The organism is Rhizobium sp. 007 (genome assembly GCF_015353075.1).
GTDB lineage: Bacteria > Pseudomonadota > Alphaproteobacteria > Rhizobiales > Rhizobiaceae > Rhizobium.
The window spans coordinates 2842745-2866208 of record NZ_CP064187.1 but is presented as its reverse complement, the minus strand read 5'-3'; the positions used below and the strand labels follow the sequence as shown (position 1 = coordinate 2866208).

Annotated in this window: 21 protein-coding genes and 3 pseudogenes; 18 read left to right on the top strand and 6 right to left on the bottom strand. The window is 61.0% G+C overall.

What is annotated here, in order from left to right; genetic code table 11:
• Window positions 1-173: 173 nt before the first annotated feature.
• The 5 genes from ISN39_RS14190 to ISN39_RS14170 all read left to right on the top strand — a co-directional run bounded on the left by ISN39_RS14190 (window position 174) and on the right by ISN39_RS14170 (window position 3831).
• Window positions 174-1211, top strand: coding sequence for a toprim domain-containing protein (locus ISN39_RS14190; RefSeq protein ID WP_194727949.1), 1038 nt, complete (start codon window positions 174-176; stop codon window positions 1209-1211).
• A 369-nt stretch (window positions 1212-1580) separates the two neighbouring features.
• The gene (locus ISN39_RS14185; RefSeq protein ID WP_194727948.1) at window positions 1581-2522 is read left to right on the top strand and encodes a DUF2493 domain-containing protein; all 942 of its coding nucleotides are present in this window, start codon (window positions 1581-1583) and stop codon (window positions 2520-2522) included.
• 65 nt (window positions 2523-2587) lie between these two features.
• Complete coding sequence (locus ISN39_RS14180) at window positions 2588-2848, top strand: type II toxin-antitoxin system Phd/YefM family antitoxin (RefSeq protein WP_194727947.1); 261 nt, start codon at window positions 2588-2590, stop codon at window positions 2846-2848.
• Window positions 2838-3260, top strand: a complete 423-nt coding sequence (locus tag ISN39_RS14175) for a hypothetical protein (protein ID WP_194727946.1) — start codon at window positions 2838-2840, stop codon at window positions 3258-3260. The genes ISN39_RS14180 and ISN39_RS14175 overlap by 11 nt, the downstream gene beginning before the upstream one ends.
• A gap of 361 nt (window positions 3261-3621) precedes the next feature.
• Window positions 3622-3831, top strand: coding sequence for a dodecin (locus ISN39_RS14170; protein WP_194727945.1), 210 nt, complete (start codon window positions 3622-3624; stop codon window positions 3829-3831).
• Between the two features lie 246 nt (window positions 3832-4077).
• On the opposite strand, the gene ISN39_RS14165 is transcribed toward ISN39_RS14170, so the two are convergent.
• The 3 genes and pseudogenes from ISN39_RS14165 to ISN39_RS14155 all read right to left on the bottom strand — a co-directional run.
• Window positions 4078-4521 carry a PIN domain-containing protein gene (locus tag ISN39_RS14165; protein ID WP_194727944.1) on the bottom strand — a complete coding sequence of 148 codons (444 nt, stop codon included), beginning with the start codon at window positions 4519-4521 and terminating at the stop codon, window positions 4078-4080.
• On the bottom strand, window positions 4518-4784 hold the full coding sequence (locus tag ISN39_RS14160) for a type II toxin-antitoxin system Phd/YefM family antitoxin (RefSeq protein WP_194730203.1): 267 nt from the start codon (window positions 4782-4784) through the stop codon (window positions 4518-4520). Before ISN39_RS14160 ends, ISN39_RS14165 begins: the two co-directional genes overlap by 4 nt.
• Window positions 4785-4985: 201 nt before the next feature.
• Window positions 4986-5272, bottom strand: a pseudogene (locus ISN39_RS14155) (antitoxin Xre-like helix-turn-helix domain-containing protein); the annotation flags it as partial.
• A gap of 82 nt (window positions 5273-5354) precedes the next feature.
• Here ISN39_RS14155 and ISN39_RS14150 point away from each other — a divergent pair.
• The 12 genes and pseudogenes from ISN39_RS14150 to ISN39_RS14100 all read left to right on the top strand — a co-directional run bounded on the left by ISN39_RS14150 (window position 5355) and on the right by ISN39_RS14100 (window position 15591).
• On the top strand, window positions 5355-7622 hold the full coding sequence (locus ISN39_RS14150; RefSeq protein WP_348651956.1) for an adenylate/guanylate cyclase domain-containing protein: 2268 nt from the start codon (window positions 5355-5357) through the stop codon (window positions 7620-7622).
• 775 nt (window positions 7623-8397) lie between these two features.
• Entirely contained in the window at window positions 8398-8721 is a 324-nt protein-coding gene (locus ISN39_RS14145; RefSeq protein ID WP_194727942.1) for a DUF736 family protein, read from the top strand.
• 74 nt (window positions 8722-8795) lie between these two features.
• On the top strand, window positions 8796-8945 hold the full coding sequence (locus ISN39_RS14140) for a hypothetical protein (RefSeq protein WP_194730277.1): 150 nt from the start codon (window positions 8796-8798) through the stop codon (window positions 8943-8945).
• A 199-nt stretch (window positions 8946-9144) separates the two neighbouring features.
• Entirely contained in the window at window positions 9145-9411 is a 267-nt protein-coding gene (locus ISN39_RS14135) for a type II toxin-antitoxin system prevent-host-death family antitoxin (protein ID WP_074069438.1), read from the top strand.
• Window positions 9408-9825: pseudogene (locus tag ISN39_RS37885) on the top strand (hypothetical protein). The gene ISN39_RS14135 and the pseudogene ISN39_RS37885 overlap by 4 nt, the downstream one beginning before the upstream one ends.
• A gap of 330 nt (window positions 9826-10155) precedes the next feature.
• Entirely contained in the window at window positions 10156-10329 is a 174-nt protein-coding gene (locus ISN39_RS14130; protein ID WP_167377894.1) for a hypothetical protein, read from the top strand.
• Between the two features lie 270 nt (window positions 10330-10599).
• Entirely contained in the window at window positions 10600-10845 is a 246-nt protein-coding gene (locus tag ISN39_RS14125; RefSeq protein WP_194727941.1) for a type II toxin-antitoxin system VapB family antitoxin, read from the top strand.
• A complete protein-coding gene (locus ISN39_RS14120; protein WP_194727940.1) occupies window positions 10845-11249 on the top strand; it encodes a type II toxin-antitoxin system VapC family toxin in 405 nt (134 codons plus the stop codon). Before ISN39_RS14125 ends, ISN39_RS14120 begins: the two co-directional genes overlap by 1 nt.
• 3 nt (window positions 11250-11252) lie before the next feature.
• A pseudogene (locus tag ISN39_RS14115) lies at window positions 11253-11402 on the top strand (EamA family transporter); the annotation flags it as partial.
• Window positions 11403-11615: 213 nt separating this feature from the next.
• Window positions 11616-14345, top strand: a complete 2730-nt coding sequence (locus ISN39_RS14110) for a LuxR family transcriptional regulator (protein ID WP_246763213.1) — start codon at window positions 11616-11618, stop codon at window positions 14343-14345.
• Between the two features lie 172 nt (window positions 14346-14517).
• Complete coding sequence (locus tag ISN39_RS14105; protein WP_194727939.1) at window positions 14518-14889, top strand: hypothetical protein; 372 nt, start codon at window positions 14518-14520, stop codon at window positions 14887-14889.
• A 285-nt stretch (window positions 14890-15174) separates the two neighbouring features.
• Window positions 15175-15591: a c-type cytochrome gene (locus tag ISN39_RS14100; protein ID WP_194727938.1), complete on the top strand. Its 417-nt coding sequence runs from the start codon at window positions 15175-15177 to the stop codon at window positions 15589-15591.
• Between the two features lie 608 nt (window positions 15592-16199).
• Here the strand turns inward: ISN39_RS14100 and traG are convergent.
• From traG to ISN39_RS14085, 3 genes are read right to left on the bottom strand one after another with little or no spacing between them, the layout of a single operon-like run.
• Window positions 16200-18119, bottom strand: a complete 1920-nt coding sequence (gene traG, locus ISN39_RS14095) for a Ti-type conjugative transfer system protein TraG (protein WP_194727937.1) — start codon at window positions 18117-18119, stop codon at window positions 16200-16202.
• Window positions 18110-18337 (bottom strand): conjugal transfer protein TraD, encoded by a 228-nt coding sequence (locus tag ISN39_RS14090; RefSeq protein ID WP_194727936.1) that lies wholly within the window; start codon window positions 18335-18337, stop codon window positions 18110-18112. Before ISN39_RS14090 ends, traG begins: the two co-directional genes overlap by 10 nt.
• On the bottom strand, window positions 18327-18611 hold the full coding sequence (locus ISN39_RS14085) for a TraC family protein (protein WP_194730201.1): 285 nt from the start codon (window positions 18609-18611) through the stop codon (window positions 18327-18329). The genes ISN39_RS14090 and ISN39_RS14085 overlap by 11 nt, the downstream gene beginning before the upstream one ends.
• A 221-nt stretch (window positions 18612-18832) precedes the next feature.
• On the opposite strand from ISN39_RS14085, the gene traA reads away from it, so the two are divergent.
• Entirely contained in the window at window positions 18833-23452 is a 4620-nt protein-coding gene (gene traA, locus ISN39_RS14080) for a Ti-type conjugative transfer relaxase TraA (protein WP_194727935.1), read from the top strand.
• The last annotated feature ends 12 nt before the right edge of the window (window positions 23453-23464 follow it).

Below are 23464 nucleotides of genomic sequence, written 5' to 3'. Positions count from 1 at the left end.
TTCTTCGGCTGCGGCCGCTCCAGCCCCTGTTCCGTCCCTGTTTTCGGAGATGATCAGTTGGAAGACCCGGCTCTTCATTCCGGTGACGGAGGACGGATCGGCAATCCTCGCGCGTCCGATGCAGCGTCATCGCATGATTGACGTTACGACGCGATAGAGAGAAAGGCTCGATCATGTTGTCCGCCTCTGAACTGGCGGACCGTCTCGCGCGCAATGCCGAGGCCGTCTGCCGCCATTACCTCTCAGCCGGCCGGCGCATCGGCAACTACTGGATCGTCGGCGACGTCGCCAACAGCAAGGGCCGCTCGCTCTATGTCCATCTCAGCGGCCTGCGGGCCGGCAAATGGACAGATGCGGCCACCGGCCAGCACGGCAACCTGCTCGATCTCATCCGCGAGACATGCGGACTGGTCGATTTCCGCGACGTGGCGGATGAGGCAAGGCATTTTCTGAGCTTGCCTCAGCCCGGTCCAGTAGCGTTGCGAGAGGATGAAGACATCGGTTCCGCACCGCCCAACCGGCCAGCCGCCGAACGGGCCCGACGCCTCTTTCGCATGTCGCAGCCGTTGGCAGGTACGCTCGCGGATCGCTATCTGCGACAGCGCGGCATCTTGCATGCATCCGCACATGCCGCGCTGCGCTACCATTCGTGCTGCTTCTACTGGGATCTGCTGACCGGCAGCAGAACCAGCTATCCCGCCCTGATTGCTGCTGTCACCGACGCTGCCGGGGCAATCACCGGCGTACATCGCACATGGCTCGACAAGGATGGCGACGGGAAGGCGAAGGTCGAAGATCCGCGCCGCGCGCTTGGTAGTCTTCTTGGTAATGCCGTTCGCTTCGGTTTTCCGGTCGATGGGTCCGTGCCGATCTTGGTGGCAGGCGAGGGCCTCGAATCCATGCTGTCATTGTTCCAGGTGATGCCTGGCATGCCGATGGCGGCGGCGCTCACCGTCAATCACCTTGCCGCCTTCGTGCCGCCGCCAGGTTGCCAACGCCTCTATATAGCGGCCGATGCGGATGCAGCCGGCCGGCATGGGATCGAAGGACTGAGCCGCCGGGCTCAGGCTCTCGGGATCCTGCCGCTCGTCATTGCATCCGAGCTCGGCGACTTCAACGAGGATCTGCGGCGGCTTGGGCCGGATCGGCTGACGGCAACTCTGCGCCAGCAGCTCGCGCCGCCAGATGCGATGGCCTTTCTGCGCGTGTGATTGGCGGGCAGGGGCAGGCGAAGGGTGTCGTGTCAGGCAAGGCCGCGCCCCGCAGGTCTCTCTCTGCGGCGGGCGCGCCCGCGGGCCTGCCGGGAGCCGACCCTTGCCACGCGTAGCCCGGCCTTCAGCGGGTCAGTCAGGTTTCTTCCCCTGTCCGGCATTTCTACGCATCGGCTGTTCCGAAAACCGGTTCTCCAGTTTTCGGGCCGATGCGGCCGGCCATTCCTCGCGGGACAAGAAACCTTCGTTCCGCCGCCCGGCGCTGCGCTGGGCCGCGGCGCACGGCGCCGCGGTTCCGGCCCGTCATCCGCGTGAACGGGGTCGCCGCCAGGCCGCGAGAGGCGCGGCCGCAACCGGATGGAGACCACCATGGACCTTACCCTTGACCTCGACGACGGCTTCGAGCCCCACCACGCATCCTCACCCACCGATCGCTTCATCTACGAAATGCAGATCTATGGATATCGCCCTTTTGAGGACGAACCTGATCCACGGCCGCTTCCCGAAGAGCCGGTCGTCCAGTCGGCACTGACCGCGATCTTCGACGCCATGTCCGAGATGCTCGGCGACACGCGGCTCGAACCCGATCTCGAAGGCCTGCTCTGGTCTGCCGTCAATCTCTTCCATCGCGCCGGCGCGCGCATCGAGCGTGAACTCGACCGCAACGAGGGGCAGCAGCGAACCGGCCAGCGCGAGCAGGACGGAAGTGAGGTAAAGAGCGTCGAGCTCGAACGGCACATCGCCGAAGGCATCACGCTTGTGGAACGCCGTAACGCCTTCGAGTTCATGCGCGACTTTGCCGCCGACCTCTTCGAGGCTCAGACCGGCTCGGCATGGCGCCCGCGCACAGGCTCCAAGGTCAGCCATGCCAACATGACGGCGGCGATGATCGACAGCCGCGACTTCCTTTCCGCCCGCCGCCGCGCCGAAACCGAGGTGCTGATCCCCGCCGGCACCAAGATCGCCTTCGGCGGCGGCATGGACTACAACGATCATGAGCTGATCTGGGAGAAGCTCGACCAGGCGCACGCCAAGCACCCTGACATGATCCTGCTGCACGGCGGTTCCCCGAGAGGTGCCGAACGCATTGCCGCCTGCTGGGCCGAGACCCGTAAGATAACGCAGATCACCTTCAAGCCGAACTGGGCAAAGCACGCCAAGGCCGCACCGTTCCGCCGCAACGACGACATGCTCTCGGTGATGCCGGCAGGCGTCATCATCTTCCCTGGCTCCGGCATCACCGGCAATCTCGCCGACAAGGCCCGCCGCCTCGGCATTCCCGTCTGGCAGGCATCAGGAGACGGCGCGTGAGCGCCGTTTTCTTGCAAATATGGAAAATATGGATATTATGGCGCGGTTAAGGAGGTGACGCCGCTATGAAGCAGTTTACCACGGGCGATCTCAACAAGCAGGTTGGCGATGTCACGGATGCGGCGGCGCGTGAGCCGGTCGTGATCACCCGGCATCGCAAGCCCCGTTATGTGCTAATGAGCTATGAGCACTACGAGCGCATACGCGCCGGCGCCGATCCACGCCGAACCGTCAAGGCGAGTGAGATGCCAGATGAGCATGCCGAACTTTTCGCCGGCGCGCTCGATCGACTGTCCCGCGGCGAAGGATATGACGATGAGTCGTGAATATCGTCCCGGTGAAATCGTCACCTATCCCTATCTCTGGGCGTGGCAGCAGGACCGCGGTGAAACCGAGGGACGCAAGGAGCGGCCTGTCTGCGTTGTGGTCGCGGTTCGCAGCGACCGCGGTGGGCTGACTCATCTGGCGCTCCTAGCGATCACCAGCCAGCCGCCGCGCGCGGATCGCCTGACCCTCGAAATCCCGGAAATGGAATGCCGGCGCGCCGGGCTTAGCGATTTGAAGCGGGCTTGGATCGTCGTCGATGAATACAATTATGATATCGCTGAGCGATCCTACTATCTGGAGCCCGGACAGGATAGCCTCGGCCGTTTCTCCAAGCCGTTCATGATGAGGGTCGCCGCGACGTTCTTCGAATCCACCCGGCGCAGTGGGCACCGGATCAATCGGGTCGACTGAACATTCCCGTCCCAACTAAACGTAGTAACCAGCTCCTATGAGTGGATAAATGCAATTTGTCCGTCGGTGAAATGTAACTTATTTTGTGGGGAAATGTATAATAAGCAAAGGAGATTGTGAAATAGATTGATCTGTGGCGTCTGATAGCCGCGCGCCCGTAGCTCAATTTGCAATGAGTACCAACTAATAGGCTTCGCGCTTGCATGGCGTTAAGCTGCCCTGTGGCATTCGGCCTTGCCTAATTCCGGAAGCGCTCATATCCCGGGCGTTTGACAAAAGGCGCTCGTTCCCGGATCGTCTGTGCTCGACGGCAAGCTTGGAAGCCGTGTCGGAGAGGTTTCAGTTCGAACGGGAGGATGACATGAACGACCACGTTTACAAGAAGGTCGAACTGATCGGCAGTTCGAAGATCTCAGTCACGGAGGCGATCGAGACGGCGATTTCGCGGGCCTCAAAGACGATGAGAAACCTCGAATGGTTCGAAGTCGATCAAATCCGCGGACACATCAAGGATGGTGCGGTGGCCCACTACCAGGTGGTCATGAAGGTCGGGTTCCGCATCGACGACTGATGCGCCGACGGTCGCCGGTTTCAGATTGGAGCGCACAAGGAGCCTGAGCGGTACGCTTGGCCTTGTAAGCAATTTTCAATCCGCAAGATTGCGAAAGGCCTCTACCGTTTCTTAAATCAGAGCATGGCAAATAGCAGTGTTTCACTGCGGCGATATCTGGCAAAGCGTCTCTTCGTCATCTTCGTGACCCCATTCATTGATGAACTTGGCCCCAAGGCCTGGCTGATGGCAGTTTGATGGACTCCGTTAGCGAGCAACTTGATCCGGTGACTTAACGGCAATACCGAACGGTCGGAAGTGCTTTAGGTTTGCAGTGATAACGGTGAGCTTATGAATGCTTGCCGTCCCTGCAATTATCGCGTCGACCGCACCTGGACTGTGTCCGGCAGTAATCGCTTTCGCTTCCAGCTTGCCAGATTCAAGAGCGACATCGTTGTCGACCGGCAAAATATGGTCACCATGTCCAGCGATCAGGCCTTGCAGCCACATGTGAATCCCTGCCGCTTTTGCCTTGGCACCTTTCGCTTCCAATAGGCGGACGCATTTTTCAAATTCATGGATCGTGACCACTGAAAGATAGATTGCGTCCAGTTGGTCTTGCTCATTGACCCAATCGGCAAAGGCGTCTGATGCACTCGCCCTGGAAGGTGAGAACATGGAAATGGCGTTGGTGTCGAGAAGAAAGCTCACAGATCAACCTCGCGGGAGGGGGCCGGGTTGCGGGCGAAAAAATCGTCGTCGAGGTCGGAATCAGCCGGAAAGGTCTTCAAGTACTGGACCAGGCTAGGTCGATCCTTCCGGAGTGCCTTCCTTGCGGCCTCTGCAGCTCCTACGCTGACGAGGACGGCGGCGGCGCGACCGTGGCGCGTGATCGTTACAAACTCGCCAGCGGCAGCTTGATCAATAACATGAGAGAACGATGCCTTTGCATCCTTTAGACTCACTGTTGACACTGCGTGTCTCCTGAAAAAGGGGTCATTTATGACCCTTTCTAGAGATTGACCCCTGACAAAATCAAGAAAGAAATTCAACCCCCTGCCATGTTGGTTGAATTTTCTCGCAGTTGGCGGTGCTGTGCCCATTCGTGCTTGGAACCGCTGCGCTGTCGGCACCAGCGTCATGCATAAACGCCGTATTCGAGCTGCTCGAGGCTCAATTGCCGGACGTTCCAACCATTGCTCGGCCTCCGCCTGTGATCCGAAAACATCCGTTGCCTTTGTCAGGATCTCGGTAAACTTCCATGCCCGTCTGCTCTGCTCCTGGCTGAGGGGACTGGACGGGGCGTTCTTGTGGCGCTGATAGGTCCGCAGGCTCATGCCGACGGCCCTTTCGAGGACCGCGCCTTGCGGATGACGACGAGTTGCCCAAAAAGGTGATCCAGTGCGGAGGCCGGCAAGCCGTGCAGAAGCAGCTCCCGCGCATCCAACGCGCTCGTCAGACGTTGAACTCGTGGCAAGGACCAGCCCGCGGGCATTCGCCTGTCCGGCCATCAGCAATGGCACCCAAACGTGACGTGCTGTAAGATGTCGTTTGAGGCTCACCCAGGAAGATCTGGTATGGAGCGCCGCCTAGCAGCAGTCCTGATTGCGGATGTCGTCGGATACAGCCGAATGAGCGAGGTCGACGAAGAGGGAACGCGGATCCGCTTCCACGCCGACCTGCACGAACTCTTCGAGCCGAAGATCGCCACGCATCACGGTCGCCTGGTAAAGACCATGGGCGACGGCGTGCTCATCGAGTTCCACAGCGTGGTGGATGCCGTGCACTGCGCGGTGGAATTTCAACAGGAGAAAGCCGGGCGCAACGCAGCACTTCCGCCCGAACAGAGGATGGTTTTCCGCATTGGTGTCAATCTCGGCGACATCATCGTCGAAGGCGAAGACATTCACGGTGACGGTGTTAACATCGCCGACCGCATGCAGGTGCTGGCGGAACCCGGCGGCATCGCAATATCCGGAACCACCTATGACCAGGTGAGATCGAAGCTCGCGGTCGGTTACCTTGCGCTGGGCGAGCGGAGGGTCAAGAACATTGCCGAGCCTATCCGGGTCTATCGCGTGGTGCTTGACCCCGCGGTGGAACGCAGCACCATCGGCCCAACGAGGACCCTGCGAGCCCGGGCTATTCCCGCAGCCGCCATGGGTATCGCTGTCTTTCTATTGGCGGGATTGGCATGGTGGCAACCTTGGCAGAGGGAGGATGCTGCCTCCATTGCTGCTGTCGACACCCGACCGTCCCTCGTCGTGTTGCCTTTCGACAACCTCAGCGATGACAAGGAGCAGGGCTACCTTGCCGATGGCATTACCGAGGATTTGACAACGGAACTGGCACGCATTCCCGGCCTGTTCGTAATTTCGCGAAATGCTGCATTCACCTTTAAAAACAAGTCCAGCCTGCCATCAGAGGTTTCGACCCAATTGGGCGTTCGATACATCCTGGAGGGCAGCGTACGTCGTGCCGGGGCCGAAATGCGCATCAATGCAAAACTCATAGACTCGACGACCAATGGCAACGTGTGGGCGGAGCGGCTCGACGGGGCATGGAGCGACGTGTTCGAGCTTCAGGACAAGATGGTTGGAGAGATCGCAACGGCGCTCAAGCTTCGCCTGGTCACGAGCCATCAAGTTGGACCCAGCGCTGGTGGAACAAGTAACCTCGCCGCGTACGAGGCATATTTGCGCGGTCGCGAACTGGAACTGAGGGAAAGGCCGGAGGATTGGGTGGAGGCCGTAAAATACTATGAGCAGGCCTTGGCGCTTGATCGCACCTTTGGCAATGCTGCGGCGGCACTCGCCTGGATGTATCGGGAAGCACATTGGACCGAGGCACGGTCAAAAGTGTTCGGGCTTACGCAGGATGAAGCCCGCAGCAAGGCAGACGCCTACTTCACGCAGGCCCCCAAGAATCCCTCTCCGGGGTACTACACACTCCTCGCAGGAAAGTTGAAGATGATGCAAAGATCCGATGAGGCGATCGCCGCCGCGGAGCGGGCCATAGCGCTCGACGCCAGCGACCCTTCCAGTTACGAGTCGCTGAGTCGCGCCATGATTTTTAACGGCAGGGCCGAGAATGGTCTCGGCTACCTTGATGCCGCAGCACGTGTGGATCCCGCTTGGCCGCGCGAGCGTTACTTCCTTGCCGGGCTCGCCTACTTCTCGATGGACCGCTTCGAGGAAGCTGTCGTCGCCTTCGAAAAGATCGCTCCGGAATCGAAGGAAACCTCCTATTGGGACTTTTGGGCCAATTACAACGGGCTCGTGTTGCTCATCTCCGCCTACGGGCACCTCGGTCGACACGCTGATGCTGCTGCCGCCCGTGAGAGGTTGAAGCCATACCTGGTCCAAGCGCAGGAACCTGAATACACAGGGCTGATGGCTGCGGTCGAATTCCCGTTCAAGAATTACGTCGACCTGGAAAGAGTCCTCGTGGGTCTGCGCAAGGCAGGTGTGCCGGATCTGCCCGAGGGTTTCAGCCCGAAGCCGGAAGATCGCCTCGACGGCGACGCGATAAGGGCTCTGCTCTTCGGTCACGAAATCCAGGGGCGCAATATCGAGACAGGCGAGGCATATCGGCGAGTGACGGCACCAGACGGCACGACAGTGATCACCGTCGGAGAATGGTCCGATCAGGGGAGCAGCAAAATCGAGGGCGATATGCTCTGTTCCATCTACCCGACGCGGTGGCGTTTCTGCGGCGTCATTGTCCGCAATCGCGACGGCACGTTCGCCCAAAAGAACGAGTATCGATTGATTCTTCAGTGGGACAGGTTCGAATTCTCGATGGTGAAGTGAGCTGCGGTCTGACTAACGTACACTTAGGCGGCCGGTGCAGCCTAACTCCGCGAGATTGTGCTCCATCCTCGGGCTCCTATGCGCCCGGCAAAAGAGCTTGTGCACGACAATCGCGGAGAAGCCGATGCGTCGTTTCGCAATCATCAATCGCGCGGCCGACGATCTTCAACGACTTTGCTGATGAGTGGCGGCGGATCGGTTCATAGCCGTGATGGATGTGCAGCTTGCCGCGCCCAGACAGAGTTTGGCTGTGTCCTCGATATTGGCAAGCGCCTGCGCGCGACGATGAAGGCCGGTCTTTCCCGCGCCCTGTTGAGACTCGGCGAGACCTTTGGCTGAGACCGGGATTGGTCAGGGCGAGGTTCCCGAAGATTGCCGCGCCAGGCTGGCATCGAGCGAAATACGTCCCTGTGGTCGGGCAGCGAGGCGGCGGCGCAGCGATACCGCCGTGAGGCACTGAAGTCTGGCGGTGAGGCATGCCAGGCTCGCTTGTGGGCGAGGATGGACGAGGAGGCGTTGATCCGGACGGTGCCGTGCATCATGGGCGCGGGCGGTCTGCAGCCGGGACGAATCGGATGGCCACAGATGGACGTCTCGCCCATCGGCCGCATCGAGGACCATTCCCGTTTTTTATGCCGCCTTTTAAGGGGCCGGCCGCCATCAGCGTCAACCCGCAAGGGGTTCCCCTGCGCTTGCGCTCCGGTGACGCCTGCGGCTCGGCCCCTTCTTCGGGCGCCATCGGGAATGGTCCCGAGCAACCGAAGGAGACAATACCATGGCCACCACGATCGCAACCCTGACGCAGAAGACCGACGGCACCCTTGAAGGCGTCTTCGCCACCATCCGGGTCAATGCCCCGATCGCCATCATCCCGAACACCAACAAGGCGAGCGAGGAAGCCCCGGACTACCGCGTCATCCATCGCAAGACCGGCTTTGAAATCGGAGCCGCGTGGGCCCGCATCGCCCGCCAGACCGGCGAGGAATACCTCTCCGTCAAGCTGGAAGCACCGGAAATCGGCGTGATCTTCGGCAATCTCGCACCCGCTCCCGGCGGGGAACCGAACCGCAAGGTCATCCTCTGGAACAATCCGGCCTGATCCGGAATGCCGGCCCTGGCAACGGGGCCGGCCCCACCCGCGAACGCACCCCATCCGATCCGAGGAGCCTCCCGATGAGCCGCTACACGATCACCGTCGCGAAAACCGCCTCCCGCCATAGCGATCCCGACGCCGTCATCGGCTACGACCGGCCGCTGCAGACCTTCTTCCTGCAAGCTTTTCCGGACGAAGACGGCGATGACCTCGTGAGCTCGACCACCTGAGCTTCCCGGCTCTGGTCTACGCGACGCGAGCCGAAGACGGTATCCAACATCTGGTCCGCCCGGACTGAGATCCCGGCCAACCAGCCGCCTCGCAAGCGGACACGGATAACATACAGCATTTACAACAATGCTGTATATGGTGGATTTGTGTCCATAAAGACGCTATAATCGCCGGCACCAAATACCTATGGAGACCAGCATGCCCCGCACAGGTGGTTCCTATTCGACAAGTGATCTTTCCCGGAAATCTGGCGATATCATCGCCGAGGCACTGCGCCATCCAGTCACGATCACCCAACGCAACAAGCCGCGCCTCGTGCTTCTCAACATCGATGACTACGAACGCCTGATGCGGCAATCCGATGTCCGTTCAGTCGGCATGCTTGAAACTATGCCGCGCGAGTTGCTCGACGAATTCGAGGCCGCGGTCGACGCCTATGCGGAGACCGACGAGGCCAGCCGGTGAGCAGCTATGACGACATACAGACCGCGACAGTCATCCGCTATCCCTATCTCTGGGCTAGAGAGGCCGGCAAGGGTGAGACTGAGGGCCGAAAGGATCGGCCGGTTGCCGTTGGCGTGAGGCTCCCCCGTCATGATGGCGATCTGGTACTGTTTTTCCCGATCACTACGAAGCAGCCGGAGAAGGCCTCGCTTCGCCGCGGAAATCCCCGCCATCGAGAAACGGCGGGCCGGCCTCAATGCAGATTTGCGGCTCTGGATCATCCTAGATGAATTCAACAGCGATGTCGTCGGCCGCTCCTTTTACCTTGAGCCCGAACCACCCATTGGGCGGTTCAGCAAAGCCTTTTTTCTTCCCCTTCTCCGCGAGTTCATAGCGCGTCGCAAGTCGTTTACCGAGGTCAGCCGGTCCAGATAATGACCGGAAATTTGCCCCCGCCAGCGGGGCGGGGCTGGGCTCACCCTCGGCCTGGAGGAACCCGGCGGCATGCGGCTGAACTCTTAGGAATACGGTCGCGACCCCTGGTCGGGGTCGCGGGTTCTCTTCTTTCTGCCCTCCCATTCTACGGCTGTTCAGCCCGCGTCAAGGACGAGCGTGGGCCCCCGGTTTTATCTCCGCTCCGGTTCCCTGTGCTCCGACAAAACCGGCACCCCACTCGCCGGCCCCTGCCGGTCGCGTTCCGCGATCCCTGACACGCGCGTCGTGCGCACGTGGTCCCGTTGACGTCATCAAAAGGAGGCGATCAACATGACCACTATCGATCAAGTCAACGAACTGCGTGCCGAACTTCGGAGCTGCTACTTCACCAAGGAAGAACGGGCCAAGGCCGAAGCCGAACTCGCGGCCCTGATTGCACAGGCGCAGGCCGGGGACGAGCAGTTCGAACGCGAGATCGAAATATTTCTCGCTAACCTCGAATGACGTCAGTGAAGACGAGGGACAGTGAACCTCTCCTCGGCGCTGGCTGGGCAACGCGGCCGACGTGCTGGCCGTCAATGCTCCTGATCGCCAACTACTTGCCGTGGCGACGTCGGCGAGATTTTCTCCGATAACTGAAAAAACAGTGCCAACCGGAATAGTCAGTCGGTCGGCTCTAGACATATCTGTCGTCTCTCCGCTGAACTCTCCTGCGCTTGAAATGTAGATAAATTGATATACATTAATAGTTGATTCCATCTACATGTGAGCGCCATGCCAATCAATGTCAATAATCCGGAAGCCGATGCTCTCACGCGCAAGTTCGCACAAATGGCAGGGGTTACGATCACAGAAGCGATCGTCATCGCCATGAAGGAAGCGATAGAGCGCCGGCGCAATACCGAAACGCCGCTGCAGACCGCGAGACGGCTGCGGGAGAAGCATCGGATCGCCATCAATGACGTAGCGAGGAAACCGCTTCCACGCGAGGCCTTCGATGAGATGTGGGACGAAGGCTGATGTTTGTCGATGCCTGCGCGATCATCGCCCTTCTATCGGAGGAACCGGAGGCGGAGCGGGTCTCAGAAGCGATCGCTTCGACGAAAGGCCCGATGACATCGCCGATCGCCGTGCTGGAAGCTGCTCTTGGACTTGCCCGTCCGGACAAGTTCAACATTTCGGTTCAAGCCGTAGAGCCACTGCTGCTCGAATTTCTCGACGAGCGAGGGGTCGAAATTCGCGAGCTGCCGCCGGCGATGGAGACGACCCGGCTTGCATTGTCGGCGGCGCACCGTTACCGCTCAGGACGCCATGGTCTCAATCTCGGCGATTGTCTGCATTACGCTTGCGCCAAACATTATGACGTGCCGATCCTGGCGACAGATGACGAATTTCGGCAGACCGACGTCGAAACGGTCCCATGACAAGCTTCCCTGGTGACGCTCCTAGTGCCGGTCAGTGCAATCATACTGAGTGCGTTATTTCTCGGTGAGCGGTTGGAGCCGTTCGAATTAGCCGGGATGGCATTGATCATGGCCAGCCTGATCGTCATAGATGGCAGGATTTTCCGCCGCTGAACCAGTCAATATATAGAATGCTTTAGCCGCAAAAATTTCTCCTGATGCGTGCCGTCGACTTTGAAACTGTCCTTGCTGCAATCTGAAGGTGCGCGAGCGGCGATAATTGGATTGCTCAGCCCTCCGCGCGCTCCGGTTTCGCGCATCACGCGCGAGCAACCGGAAGCGGATTACTCAACGTCCCGGAGAAACAACGAAAACCTATACCTAATATTGGCGTACGGCCTTCAACTCGCACAGACTTCATTGTGCCAAAATAATCTAATTTTGTTATACTCTCGACGAGAGGGTTTCGCGATGCTGCTCGATCGAGAGGGTCCACTCGAAACTTTGCTGAGCGCAATGCGGAGCGCTGCGGCCGGGCACGGCAGCACTGTGCTGCTCGAAGGCGAAGCCGGAATCGGCAAGACCTCTCTCCTGCGCGAGTTCGCGGAGCATGCCGACAAAGGCTGCCAGGTATTATGGGGCTGGTGCGAGGCGCTTTTCACGCCGTGCCCGCTCGGACCCATGCAGGACATTGGGCAACTGCTTGACCCCCGTGTGGCAGCACTGCTCGATCAGGCGGCTCCGCCGGAGCGGCTCTTTCCGGCACTGTTGAATGTGCTCCAGCACGCCAGTGTTGCAATCGTACTCATCTTCGAGGATGTCCACTGGGCCGACAACGCGACGCTCGACCTGATAAAATACCTCGGTCGCCGCATCTCCTTGCTTCCAGTCGTGCTAGTGCTCAGTCTGCGCAGCGATGAAATCGGCGCCGATCATCCCCTGACTCATGTCCTCGGCGATCTTCCGTCCGCATCGGTCACCCGCATTGCGCTTGAGCCGCTGTCTCCCGAAGCGGTGACGGTGTTGGCTGAGCAGGCGGGCCGCCGCGCCGCCGATCTCTATCGCGTTACGGAGGGCAATCCCTTTTTCATCACCGAACTTCTGGCAAGCGGCGAGGCGGAGCAAGGGCGTGTACCAGATTCGATACGCGATGCCGTCTGGACGCGCCTGTCCCGACTGACAGCGGGTGAACGCAAAGTGCTTGAGGTGATCAGCATTGTGCCAGGCAGCGTGGAACCGTGGCTCATCCGGCCTCTGCTCGGTGTCGAGGCCGAAGCACTGGTGGACCAATGCGTGGCGCGCGGATTGTTGCGGCAAGACGATCAAGGCGCCGTGATGTTTAGACATGAACTTGCTCGGCAGGCGACGCTCGACCGGTTGCCGCCGAACGTTCAGAGATCGCTCCATGCAAAGGTGGAGGCGGCGATATCGCAACTCCCCACGACCCACGCGTCTGCCCTGCTTTCACGCCGGGTACACCACGCCGCCGGGGCCGACGATGGCGCGCGCGTTCTCGAACTGGCGCCACAAGCAGCGGCACATGCGGTGCGCCTAGGCGCCCACCGGGAGGGGGCTTCACATTTGGCGACAGCTCTCAGATACGTCGCCCAAGCCACACCGGAGCTGGCCGCACAACTTTACGAGGACTGGGCCTACGAGGCGGGACTGGCCCTGCTCGTCTATGAACCGGTGATTGAGGCGCATCATCGTGCTATCGCGATTTGGCGCGAACTCGGACGCACCGACAAGATCGGTCCTAATCTGTGCAGGCTGTCACGGCTGCACTGGCGCCGCGGCGAAGGCCAGCCGGCGGAGGACTACGCAGACCAGGCGGTGCGCGAAATGGAAAAATTGCCGCCTGGCTCGGAGCTCGCGATGGCCTACAGCACGCGCTCTCAACTTCACATGCTCCATTATCGCTTCGACGACGCGATCGATTGGGGCTTGCGCGCGATCTCACTCGCCGACCAACTGGGCGAAATCGAAACGCGCGTCCACGCTTTGAACAATGTCGGCACCGCGCTCCTTTTCGCCGACCGTCCGGGCGGCCGCGAGCGGCTGGAGGAAAGCCTGGCGCTGGCGCTCGAGCACGGATTTCACGACCATGCGGCGCGAGCCTACACCAACTTCGCGGAATGCGCGGCCGTGTCCAAGGACTTTGTCCTGGCTGAACGCTTGTTGTCCGAAGGCATCGCATTCGCCACTAGGCACGATCTCGATTCAGCGGCGCAATACCTGCTCGGCCGGCAGGCGCAGCTTCGCATGGAGCAGGGCCGTTTTCGCGAAGCTGAGACCGTTGCGCAGGGCGTCATGAGTCTCGAACGCCTACCGATGGTCATGCACCTGCCGGCGCTCACTGTGCTCGGAACGGTGCGCGTGCGACTGGGTGAGCCCGGCAGCTTGGCGCTTCTCCAGCAGGCGCTCCAAGAGGGATTGGCGACCGGCGAGCTGCAACGAATCGTGCCAGTCCGTCTGGCGCTGGCCGAAGCAGCCTGGCTTGACGGAGACGACAGTGCTGCCCATGAGCAATTAAATGCCCTCGTCGGGATGGATCTCGATAACTTCCGTACCTGGGACTTCGGCGAACTCGCAGTGTGGTGGAAGCGATGCGGTATCGCCAAACCGCTGCCCGCGCCGAAGGCGCAGATTCCTTTAGCGCGTTCTGCCGAGCTGCGCGGCAATACGCTGGCGGCGGCAAGGGAGTGGGATCGCCTGGGGCTTCCCTATGAAGCGGCGCTTGCCCTGATGCAGGTTCGAGGAGCCGATGCCGGGCCGGCATTGGCCCGTGCAGTCACGACGTTCGAGTCGTTGGAGGCGCGTCCCGCTGCGGCGCTGGCGCGAAAGCAGGCGCAGCGCTTGGGTGTTGCGGGCCAGTTGCCGAAAACCCGCAGAGGGCCATATGGGGCGGCCCGCCGTCACCCGCTTGGTTTGACGTGGCACGAACAACAAGTGCTTGCCTTGATCGCAGCGGGCATGAGCAACAAGGAAGCCGCCCAGCGTTTGTCGCGCTCCCGGCGCACGATCGAGCATCAGGTTTCCGCCGTCCTCGGCAAATTCAACGCCGCCAATCGTATGGAGGTCCTCCTGCGCCTGCGCGGCGAGCCCTGGCTCCTGTAAGCCGCTGGCGCGTTGCAAGCCGTCGAAAACTAATTTGAGCGCGAATTTAGGGTACCAGTCGCCGGGAAATTGGGTGACCGTACCGATGTGCCCGAGCTGCTTCGGGCATAGGCTGAGCTCTGCCATGGGAAGAGAATGCCCAGGCAGGATCGCTCGCGGAGGAGGGATAGCGATGACCAGACGTTCTATCGCATTTGCAATTGCCTTACTCGCCACGACAGGCGTCGCCTCGGCCTCGGAACTGGCGCCAGAGAACGGCTACAGTATTCATCTCGACCGCTTCAATGGTGCGGTCTATTACACGGTCGAGAAAGACGGCGGCTACCGGGTGGTAGCGACCATGGCGTCCGGAGAAGAAGCACAGCCGATCCGATTCGTCTCCACACTCGGACCGGGGCAGCGGCTAATGATTTCCGTCCCTCGAGCCGTCGGCCAGCCGTCCGCCGACTTCGAGATCTTACGCCATGGCGAGGTCCTTCTTGTGCAGGAGCCCAGCGTGACTCTGATCGATAACGTGTCGACCAGCGCCATAATCGAGGAGTGATCCTTTTGGCCGGTCCGAAATTCTGATTCCGGCCCTGCCCAACTGGACTTGCCGGGCGAGCGAACCCAACGGACCATCAACCCCGCAGGGCTGGTCGGGGAAGAGAGCCGAGTCAACTTTACGTGCGAGAAAGTGACTTTCAAAGCACACGAAGTTGGCTCGGCTTTTGCGGCAGCGGGCTTGTGACACAGTTGTGACACAGTTAGGGCTCGATTTGGTTCGCACGAACTCGCTATCGGATGACGCGGCCGATCGCGCCGCTAAGCGTCTTCGAGGCATAGGGAGATGCGTCCATTGCAGCGCCTGGTACTTTTCGCTGTCGTCGCCTGTGGCGTCGCGGTGGGTTCGGGGCGATCCTCGCAGGAAGACGCGGCCGCCGACAAGTTCTACAAAGTGGTCGATGGGAAGGCCGATGCGCGGACCTACAACGGTTACCGGCGTTATCATGCCGGCTGCAACCATTGCCACGGCCCCGATGGAGTCGGCTCGACTTTCGCATCCTCTCTCGTTAACCGGCCGCTCGATATCGAGACGTTCAGGCGTGTCGTTCGCGATGGCCAGAGCACGAGCGGAAGCTCGGTCATGAAAGGGTTCGCCAATGATCCCAACTTTGCTCCCTATATCGACGACATTTACGCCTATTTGCAGGCCCGCGCTGACGGCGCTATCGGCCGCGGGCGGCCCAAAAGAGTGGAGCCGTAGAACCGCGTCGACGGACGAGGCAAGCCGATTCCGGGCGGGATTTCTTTTGGGATCCGAGCGGCGGTTCGGTCGAACAGATTGCGAGCACTGGCGCGCACGACGATCCTCGAAATCTCTCGAGCAACTTGCAGCGCCAGCCTCTGGCGACCTGCATTCTGTCCCGCTGTCCGGCGTCTGGTGCATTCGGGTATCCCCCAAGACGCCCTGGGGACAGCGAGAGTGTCGAGCATCCCTTAGGCACGACATAAAGCATGGATGAACCAGGGCGCGTGCCTGATGCGCCGGGGAAAGGCGTCGGGGGCGAGTTTAGCTCGACGGCGCTCGCCGACAATCTGCGAAGAGCTGTCAGTCTTTTTCGGCATTCCCGGCCCAATGGGGGATGAGCGAGCAATCAAAGCCTCCCCTATACCGTCCAAGCCTAGACGCTAAACCGCCATTGGTTGAATTTCCCATATAGGACCGCGAATCTCGGCAGACCGCGTCGCAACGGTTCCCTGACTTTCTTCCGCTTCACATGGTCGGCTCCGTGGCGGGAGCACTCGGAGCTCAAGTCGGAAGCAAGACGCATCGCAAGCAGTCCTTGGCCGTCTGACGATGTCGGTTACCGGTCAGAGCTTGGTTTTGACGAAACGGTTGGCCTTGGCCGCCTCGTTCATGTCCTTGCGCCGAAAATAGATCGCTCGCCCGCAGCGGATCGGACTTTGGCCTTGGACGATAACGATCTGTTCGTCCTTTCGTATCGACTGAGTGATCTCGTGCGGCATGATCAGCGGCCTTCGCTGAAAATTTACGCTCTCCGATTGGCGAGATCCCGTGGTAGAACTGCTCCAGCCGACATTGCGCGACCGGCCCTTTACCTCGACGGTCATTTCCCCGCATTGGGCCGAGACGCTACGCGCCGTGTCGAGTGCCTTGACTGCGGCATAGGAGGCAAACGCGCAACCGTCGATCCATGAGGTCGCTCCGTCCTTGCCGAAGTGTCGTTCCAACTGTCCGACCGATTGGTACATGAGCATCAGCGAGATTCCGTATTTGCGGCCGCGGTCGCGCGCTTCTTCCAGCACGCGCATGTAGCCGAGCAGGTCGACCTCATCGAGCATGAACAATGTGCGGCGGTCGAATGCGCCATCGGCCTGCACCATGGCCTTGATCAGCGAGCCGATGATCACCCTTCCGATACCCGGATACGAGCGCAGGATGGCAGCCGGGATGTTGAGGAACACATCCTTCTTGCCAGAGACGATATCGCTGGATCTGAAGGCGTTGCCGCAGACGAGACCAGCGTAACTGGCGAGCGACAGCCACTGCGTGTCCTTCGAGGCCGTCGAGTAGACGCCGGAAAACGTCTGCTCCGTCATGTTGGTGAAAACGCCGAGGGTTTCGCGGATGAAGGCGGACGCTGAGTTCTCCTGAACGTCGCGCAGCATGGCGAGCACCGATGGCTCCGGCTCGGAAACGATCTGGCGCAAACTGCGCAGAGTTCGCCTTCCGGCATATTCTGGCGAGAGCGTGACATGCGCAAGCAGGCCGGTCAGCAGATTGTGCGCCTGGTTCTGGAAGTAGGCGCCGCTTAACGATTCGAAACGTGCGCTTTCCGACAACAGCATATGTGCGATGCCGACGATGTCCTCTTCCTTGCGGGTCGACGTTTCAATGCCGTCGAGGACGTCGAAGCCGGTTGCCGGATCGGCAGGATCGAGCACGATCACGTCACGGCCGAGAACACGCCTGCGGTACTCGACCACCATCGGCGCAACTTCTGTCGACGGGTCGAGGCAGATGAGCGGACCGGAATATCGAAGGGCCGTCGGCACGACATTGCTGGTTGTCTTGAAACCGCCGGAACCGGCGAAGAACAGCATATGCGTGGAGTCGAAATCCTGCTTGTAGGTCAGGAGCGGCGCCCTGCCGCCTTGTCCCCACGTCGAACGATCGTTCGGGTCGAAGGAAAGCTTATGCACGAGTTCGCGATCGACGCGATAACGCTCGCCGACGACGATTTCGCCATCCGGCGGGAAAAGTCTTGCGGCCGCACGCATCGAGAGCCAGTCGGCGTCGCCGAAGGTTCCACCCTTGGCGCGTTTGACCGGATCGGCCACGACGACGGAGATGCGCGCCGACACCGCAACGATCAGAAACCCGAGAAACGATCCAACCACGACGAAAGCGTCGAGATAAGAAAGCGCCTTATCCCAGGCGATTATGCCGCGCTCAACGGAGGGAGCAAGACGTCCATATTCCCGCAAGGCGTAGAAGCCGGCAACGACGAGAAAGCCGAGAAGGCTTGCGATCGCGATCGGCCGGCGTCGATGCAACGGCAAGGGCCAGACCGTCAGAAGTCCTGCGAGCGGCCCGAGCAAAAGTGCTGGCACGGGTGTCGACCGCAGGAACCAGTACTGCGTCTTTCCCGACATGCCGGCTGCCAATCCTTGCCATCGCCAGCCAGTCACGTAGATGGCAAGGGCGGCAATGACGACAGGGACGAGAACAAGCAGAAGGCTCAGATGCAATCGATGCTTCAATGCCATTCCGCTTTCTCCTGAACAACATCCAGAGAAGAGGCCTTGAACGCCTCTTTGCCGATGTCGCGCAGCCGCTGATGTTCCGAAGAGCCCGGAACGGTCCGGGCCAGTTCGAGCATGCCGCCGAGCAGGAACGCCCGGTCAGCATTCGATAGCCCGGCTTTGGCGACGATTCCGCCGAGGAGGATTTTTTCCCGCGCCTGGCGCTTGCGCTCAGCCGTCATGTGAAATCGCCGCCGGCGTTCCAGTCCGGCCAGCCTCCGGTCGATACGGTTGAGGTGATGCGCCGGCTGTGTCCTTTGTTTTCTTTTGAAATCGCGCCGCGATCTCAGCGATGATCCCATCGAGTTCTTCGTCTGATAATTCCATCTCCGCCAGACCCGCCTTTGTCGCGGCGCGCGCAAACCGTTCGGCGGATTTTACTATCAAAAGTCTTCTGCGTTCCTTCAGCTTCTCGATCTGTGCATCGAGTTCTGAAATCGATAATTTTGCTGCCATTGACGATGCCCCATTGTGTTCTGTCATTATGATGCTCGCATTTATACACACTAGAACAAGATAGTTAAATGGGCTAGCTTGCGCAGAACCCAAGAATCTGGAGCGGAATTCCCGCCGGTAGACGAGTTACGCAAAAGCGGCATCGGCCCAGTCGGGCCGATCGGTTTGAGGGCGCAATATACGTCGCTTGCGCGACGTGCCCGGGACGTCAGGAGACGGTGGTGGCGATCATGTTCGTCAGAGCGCAGGTGATCAGCAGGGGAGCGGGACGCAGCATCGTCTCGGCTGCAGCCTATCGCCACCGTACGAGAATGACGGACGAGCAAGTTGGCATGTCCTTCACCTATCGCGGCGGTTTGTCGGAACTGGCGCATGAGGAGCTGGTCTTGCCGGATGCGACGCCGGCGTGGCTGCGCAAGGCGATCGACGGACGCTCGGTCGCCGGCGCCAGCGAGGTGCTCTGGAACGCCGTCGATGCGTTCGAGAAGCGGGCCGACGCGCAGCTTTCCCGCGAGCTCATCATTGCTCTGCCGGAGGAACTGACGCGGACCGAGAACATCGCATTGGTGCGCGAGTTCGTCCGCGACAACCTTACCTTAAAAGGAATGGTCGCCGACTGGGTCTATCACGACAAGGACGGCAATCCTCACATCCACCTGATGACAACGCTGCGTCCTTTGACGGAAGAGGGGTTCGGGCCGAAGAAGGTGGCGGTATCAGGAGCAGACGGTGAGCCGCTGCGCGTCGTCACGCCCCACCGGCCGAAGGGCAGGATTGTCTATCGGATCTGGGCCGGCGACAAGGAAACGATGAAGGCGTGGAAGATCGGCTGGGCGGACGCGGCCAATCGGCATCTCGCACTCGCCGGTCATGAAATCCGCCTCGACGGCCGCTCCTATGCCGAACAGGGGCTGGACGGGATCGCACAGAAGCATCTCGGTCCGGAAAAAGCGGCACTGGCACGAAGGGGCAGGAAGATGTTCTTCGCGCCGGCGGAACTTGCCCGCCGGCAGGAAATGGCAGATCGCCTGCTTGCAGATCCCGAACTCCTCTTGAAGCAGCTTGCCAATGAGCGCTCGACCTTTGATGAGCGCGATATCGCCCGTGCGCTCCACCGCTATGTCGACGAACCGGTTGACTTCGCCAATATCCGTGCGCGGCTGATGGCATCGAACGATCTCGTCACGCTGAAGCCGCAGCTGTTCGATCCGCAAACGGGAAAAGCTGCAGAGTCCGCAATCTTCACGACGCGCGACATCCTGCGCATCGAATATGACATGGCTCAGTCGGCGCGGGTTCTCGCAGAGCGCGGCGGGCACGCCGTCCCCGATCGGCGGATCACCGCAGCGATCGGAAGCGTCGAGACGCGTGATCCGGAATGGGGCTTCCGGCTCGATGCGGAGCAGGTGGACGCCGTCCGGCATGTCGCAGGCGACAGCGCCCTTGCCGCGGTCGTCGGCCTGGCGGGTGCGGGTAAATCCACATTGCTCGATGCCGCGCGCGTCGGCTGGGAAAGCGAAGGTCGCCGGGTGATCGGTGCTGCGCTTGCTGGAAAGGCTGCCGAAGGCCTGGAAAGCAGTTCCGGCATCAAGTCGCGGACGCTCGCCTCCTGGGAGCTCGCCTGGGCCGACGGCGGCGACAAGCTTGGACGCGGCGACGTGGTGGTGATCGACGAAGCCGGCATGGTGTCGTCGAAGCAAATGGCGCGCGTCTTGAAGGTTGTGGAAGAGGCAGGCGCGAAAGTCGTCCTGGTCGGTGACGCCATGCAGATTCAGCCGATCCAGGCAGGTGCTGCGTTTCGGGCAATCACGGAGCGGATCGGCTTTGCCGAACTTTCCGGCGTGCGCCGCCAAAGCGAGCAATGGGCACGCGACGCGTCCCGGCTGTTTGCGCGCCGCGACGTCGAACAGGGTCTCGACGCCTATTTGGAGCGAGGCCATCTTGTCGGATTGGAGACGCGCGAGGAAGTCATCGGGCGCATCGTTTCCGACTGGACCGATGCTCGTCGCGAACTGCTTCAGAAATCCGCCGATGAAGGAAGCCCGGGCCGTTTGCGCGGCGACGAATTACTCGTTCTCGCTCATACCAACATGGATGTGAAGCGTCTAAACGAGGCGCTGAGGACCGTGATGACGGCCGAGGGCGCGCTTCGTGACAGTCGTGCCTTCCAGACCGAACGCGGGGCGCGCGAGTTTGCCATTGGCGACCGCATCATCTTCCTCAAAAACGCCCGCTTCTTCGAGCCGCGCTCCGAACATCTCAAGGCCCAATATGTCAAGAACGGCACGCTGGGCACGGTTGTTTCGACGACCGATAAATGCGACCGGACATTGCTTTCGGTGCGCCTCGATAATGGCCACGACGTCATTTTCAGTGGGGACAGCTACCGCAATATCGATCACGGCTATGCCGCGACGATCCATAAATCGCAGGGTGCCACGGTGGACCGGACGTTCGTTCTTGCGACCGGCATGATGGATCAGCATCTGACCTATGTGGCGATGACCCGCCATCGCCACCGTGCCGATCTCTACGCTGCCAAAGAGGACTTCGAGGCAATTCCGGAATGGGGCAGGAAGAGCCGGGTCGATCATGCGGCCGGCGTCACTGGGGAACTTGTCGATATCGGGGAGGCACAATTCCGCGAAGGAGAGGACGTCGATCCGAGCCCCTATGCTGACGTCAAAACGGATGACGGGGTTACGCATAGGCTCTGGGGCGTGAGCCTGCCGAAGGCACTGCGGGAGGGTGGGGCCGACGTCGGGGACACGGTCACTCTGCGCAAGGACGGGGTTGAGAAAGTCAAAATTCAGGTTCCTGTCATCGACGCGGAAACCGGACAGAAGCGTTTCGAGGAAAGGGAAGTGGATCGCAACGTCTGGACAGCCAGACAGGTCGAAGCCGCTGCGGCCCGCCGGAAGCGCATCGAGCGCGAAAGCCATCGGCCCGAACTGTTCAATCAGCTCGTCGAGCGATTGTCGCGCTCCGGCGCCAAGACCACCACGCTCGATTTCGAAAATGAGGCCGTCTACCAGGCCTATGCGGGTGATTTCGCGCGGCGTCGCGGGATTAGTCATCTCGCGGAGATCGCCGCCGGGATAGAAGAGGACGTTGCCCGGCAGTTGGCCCGACTTGCCGGAAAGAGGAAGGAACTGGCGGTGCTGTGGGAACGGGCAAACGTCGCTCTAGGCTTTGCGATCGAGCGCGAGCGGCACATCGGTTATGATGACCGAGTCCCGGTCCCATCCGTCGAGCAGACCAGTGTCGAGGACATGCGGTATCTTCTGGCGCCGGTGACGTCTTTCTCAAGGGGGGTGGACGAGGATGCGCGTCTGGCGCAACTGGCTTCACCCGGTTGTCAGGAACGTCAAGCGATCCTTCGCGCGCAGCTCGGGAAGATCTTCGTTGATCCGGGCGAGGCGCTTGCCTTGCTGAACGACCGGGCTTCACACGCTGACGCCATGCCCCGCCGGCTTACCGACGACATCACGCGTGCGCCGGCCCAGCTCGGACGTTTGCGCGGCTCGGACCGTTTAATCGATGGGCGGGCGGCGCGTGACGAGCGCAATGCCGCGATTGCCGCCCTTGCTGAATTAAAGCCGCTGGTGCGCGCCCATACTGCGGCGTTCCGGAAGAGCGCCGAACGCTTCGGCGCGCGTGAACGGACGCGCCGCACGCAGATGTCTTTTTCGGTTCCGGCGCTATCGATGGCCGCTCATGCGCGTCTCAGCGAGATCGAGGCCATCCGGCAAGCGGGTGGGGAGGAGGCTTATAAAACTGCGTTTTTGTTCGCCGCCGAGGATCGCTCCGTCGTCCAGGAAATCAAGGCGTTGAGCGACGCTCTGACGGTTCGCTTCGGCCGGAGCGCCTTTACCGATAGGGCGAATGAGCATGTCGAGCGCAACGCCATGGAGCGCATGCCGGAGGATTTGGGGCAAGAAAAGCGCGAGGAGCTGGTGAAGCTTTTTACGGCTGTGAAGCGGTTTGCCGAAGCGCAGCATGAGGCCGAACGCCAGGATCGCTCGCGGATTGTCGCCGCTGCGGCCTTTGATCCGGAGAGGCAGAAAACCTCCGCCCCGCCGCTCCTTGCCGCGGTCACAGAATTCAAGGCGCCGGTCGAGGAGGACGCGAAAGCAAGCGCCATGTCGACTCCGCATTACCAGCAGCGCCGCGCGGCCCTTGCGGAAGCGGCGTTGCGCATCTGGCGTGATCCGGCCGGAGCGGTGACGACGATCGAGGCGCTGATCACAAAGGGTGTCGTGGCGGATCGCATCGCTGCAGCCGTCGCCGGCGATCCCGGAGCTTACGGAGCGCTACGCGGTTCGGACCGCCTGATCGACCGGCTGCTTGCTTCCGGGCGAGAGCGCAGGGATGCGCTGCAAGCGCTTCCGGAGGTTGCCAATCGCCTGATCGCCCTTGCTTCGGTTTACTCAAATGCCTTCGATGCGGCTCTCCGCACGCTCGGCGAAGAACGGCGACGCATGGCGATAGCCATTCCGGGGTTGAGCGGGGGCGCCCGCGATGATCTCGTGCGCCTCACCCTAGCGGTTGCGAAGAACCCGCGGGCGCTTACCGGAATGGTCAGCTCGCTTGATCCGAAGGTCCGCGACGAGTTCGCTGCGGTGAGCAAGGCACTCGATGCGCGTTTTGGGCCTGATGCCATTGGGCGCGATGAGAAGGACGCCCTCAACATGGTGCCGCCGGCCGACCGAAAGGCGTTTGATGCGATGCGGACATCGCTCAAGGTCTTGCAGCGGGCTGTCCGGATCGAAAGCAGCCAGAAGATCCTGGCCGAGCGCCAGGCGCAGGCACTTGGTCGTGGGCGTGGTTTCAATCAATAGGGCGCGAAAAAG

Bases quoted from the DNA above. Each gene is read 5' to 3' on its own strand.
- ISN39_RS14185 (WP_194727948.1), top strand. From the start codon at position 1,581: ATGGACCTTACCCTTGACCTCGACGACGGCTTCGAGCCCCACCACGCA.
- ISN39_RS14135 (WP_074069438.1), top strand. From the start codon at position 9,145: ATGCCCCGCACAGGTGGTTCCTATTCGACAAGTGATCTTTCCCGGAAA.
- ISN39_RS14145 (WP_194727942.1), top strand. From the start codon at position 8,398: ATGGCCACCACGATCGCAACCCTGACGCAGAAGACCGACGGCACCCTT.
- ISN39_RS14090 (WP_194727936.1), bottom strand. From the start codon at position 18,337: ATGACGGCTGAGCGCAAGCGCCAGGCGCGGGAAAAAATCCTCCTCGGC.
- ISN39_RS14120 (WP_194727940.1), top strand. From the start codon at position 10,845: ATGTTTGTCGATGCCTGCGCGATCATCGCCCTTCTATCGGAGGAACCG.
- ISN39_RS14100 (WP_194727938.1), top strand. From the start codon at position 15,175: ATGCGTCCATTGCAGCGCCTGGTACTTTTCGCTGTCGTCGCCTGTGGC.
- ISN39_RS14180 (WP_194727947.1), top strand. From the start codon at position 2,588: ATGAAGCAGTTTACCACGGGCGATCTCAACAAGCAGGTTGGCGATGTC.
- traG (WP_194727937.1), bottom strand. From the start codon at position 18,119: ATGGCATTGAAGCATCGATTGCATCTGAGCCTTCTGCTTGTTCTCGTC.
- ISN39_RS14130 (WP_167377894.1), top strand. From the start codon at position 10,156: ATGACCACTATCGATCAAGTCAACGAACTGCGTGCCGAACTTCGGAGC.
- ISN39_RS14140 (WP_194730277.1), top strand. From the start codon at position 8,796: ATGAGCCGCTACACGATCACCGTCGCGAAAACCGCCTCCCGCCATAGC.
- ISN39_RS14150 (WP_348651956.1), top strand. From the start codon at position 5,355: ATGTCGTTTGAGGCTCACCCAGGAAGATCTGGTATGGAGCGCCGCCTA.
- ISN39_RS14170 (WP_194727945.1), top strand. From the start codon at position 3,622: ATGAACGACCACGTTTACAAGAAGGTCGAACTGATCGGCAGTTCGAAG.
- ISN39_RS14125 (WP_194727941.1), top strand. From the start codon at position 10,600: ATGCCAATCAATGTCAATAATCCGGAAGCCGATGCTCTCACGCGCAAG.
- ISN39_RS14175 (WP_194727946.1), top strand. From the start codon at position 2,838: ATGAGTCGTGAATATCGTCCCGGTGAAATCGTCACCTATCCCTATCTC.
- ISN39_RS14105 (WP_194727939.1), top strand. From the start codon at position 14,518: ATGACCAGACGTTCTATCGCATTTGCAATTGCCTTACTCGCCACGACA.
- ISN39_RS14085 (WP_194730201.1), bottom strand. From the start codon at position 18,611: ATGGCAGCAAAATTATCGATTTCAGAACTCGATGCACAGATCGAGAAG.
- ISN39_RS14190 (WP_194727949.1), top strand. From the start codon at position 174: ATGTTGTCCGCCTCTGAACTGGCGGACCGTCTCGCGCGCAATGCCGAG.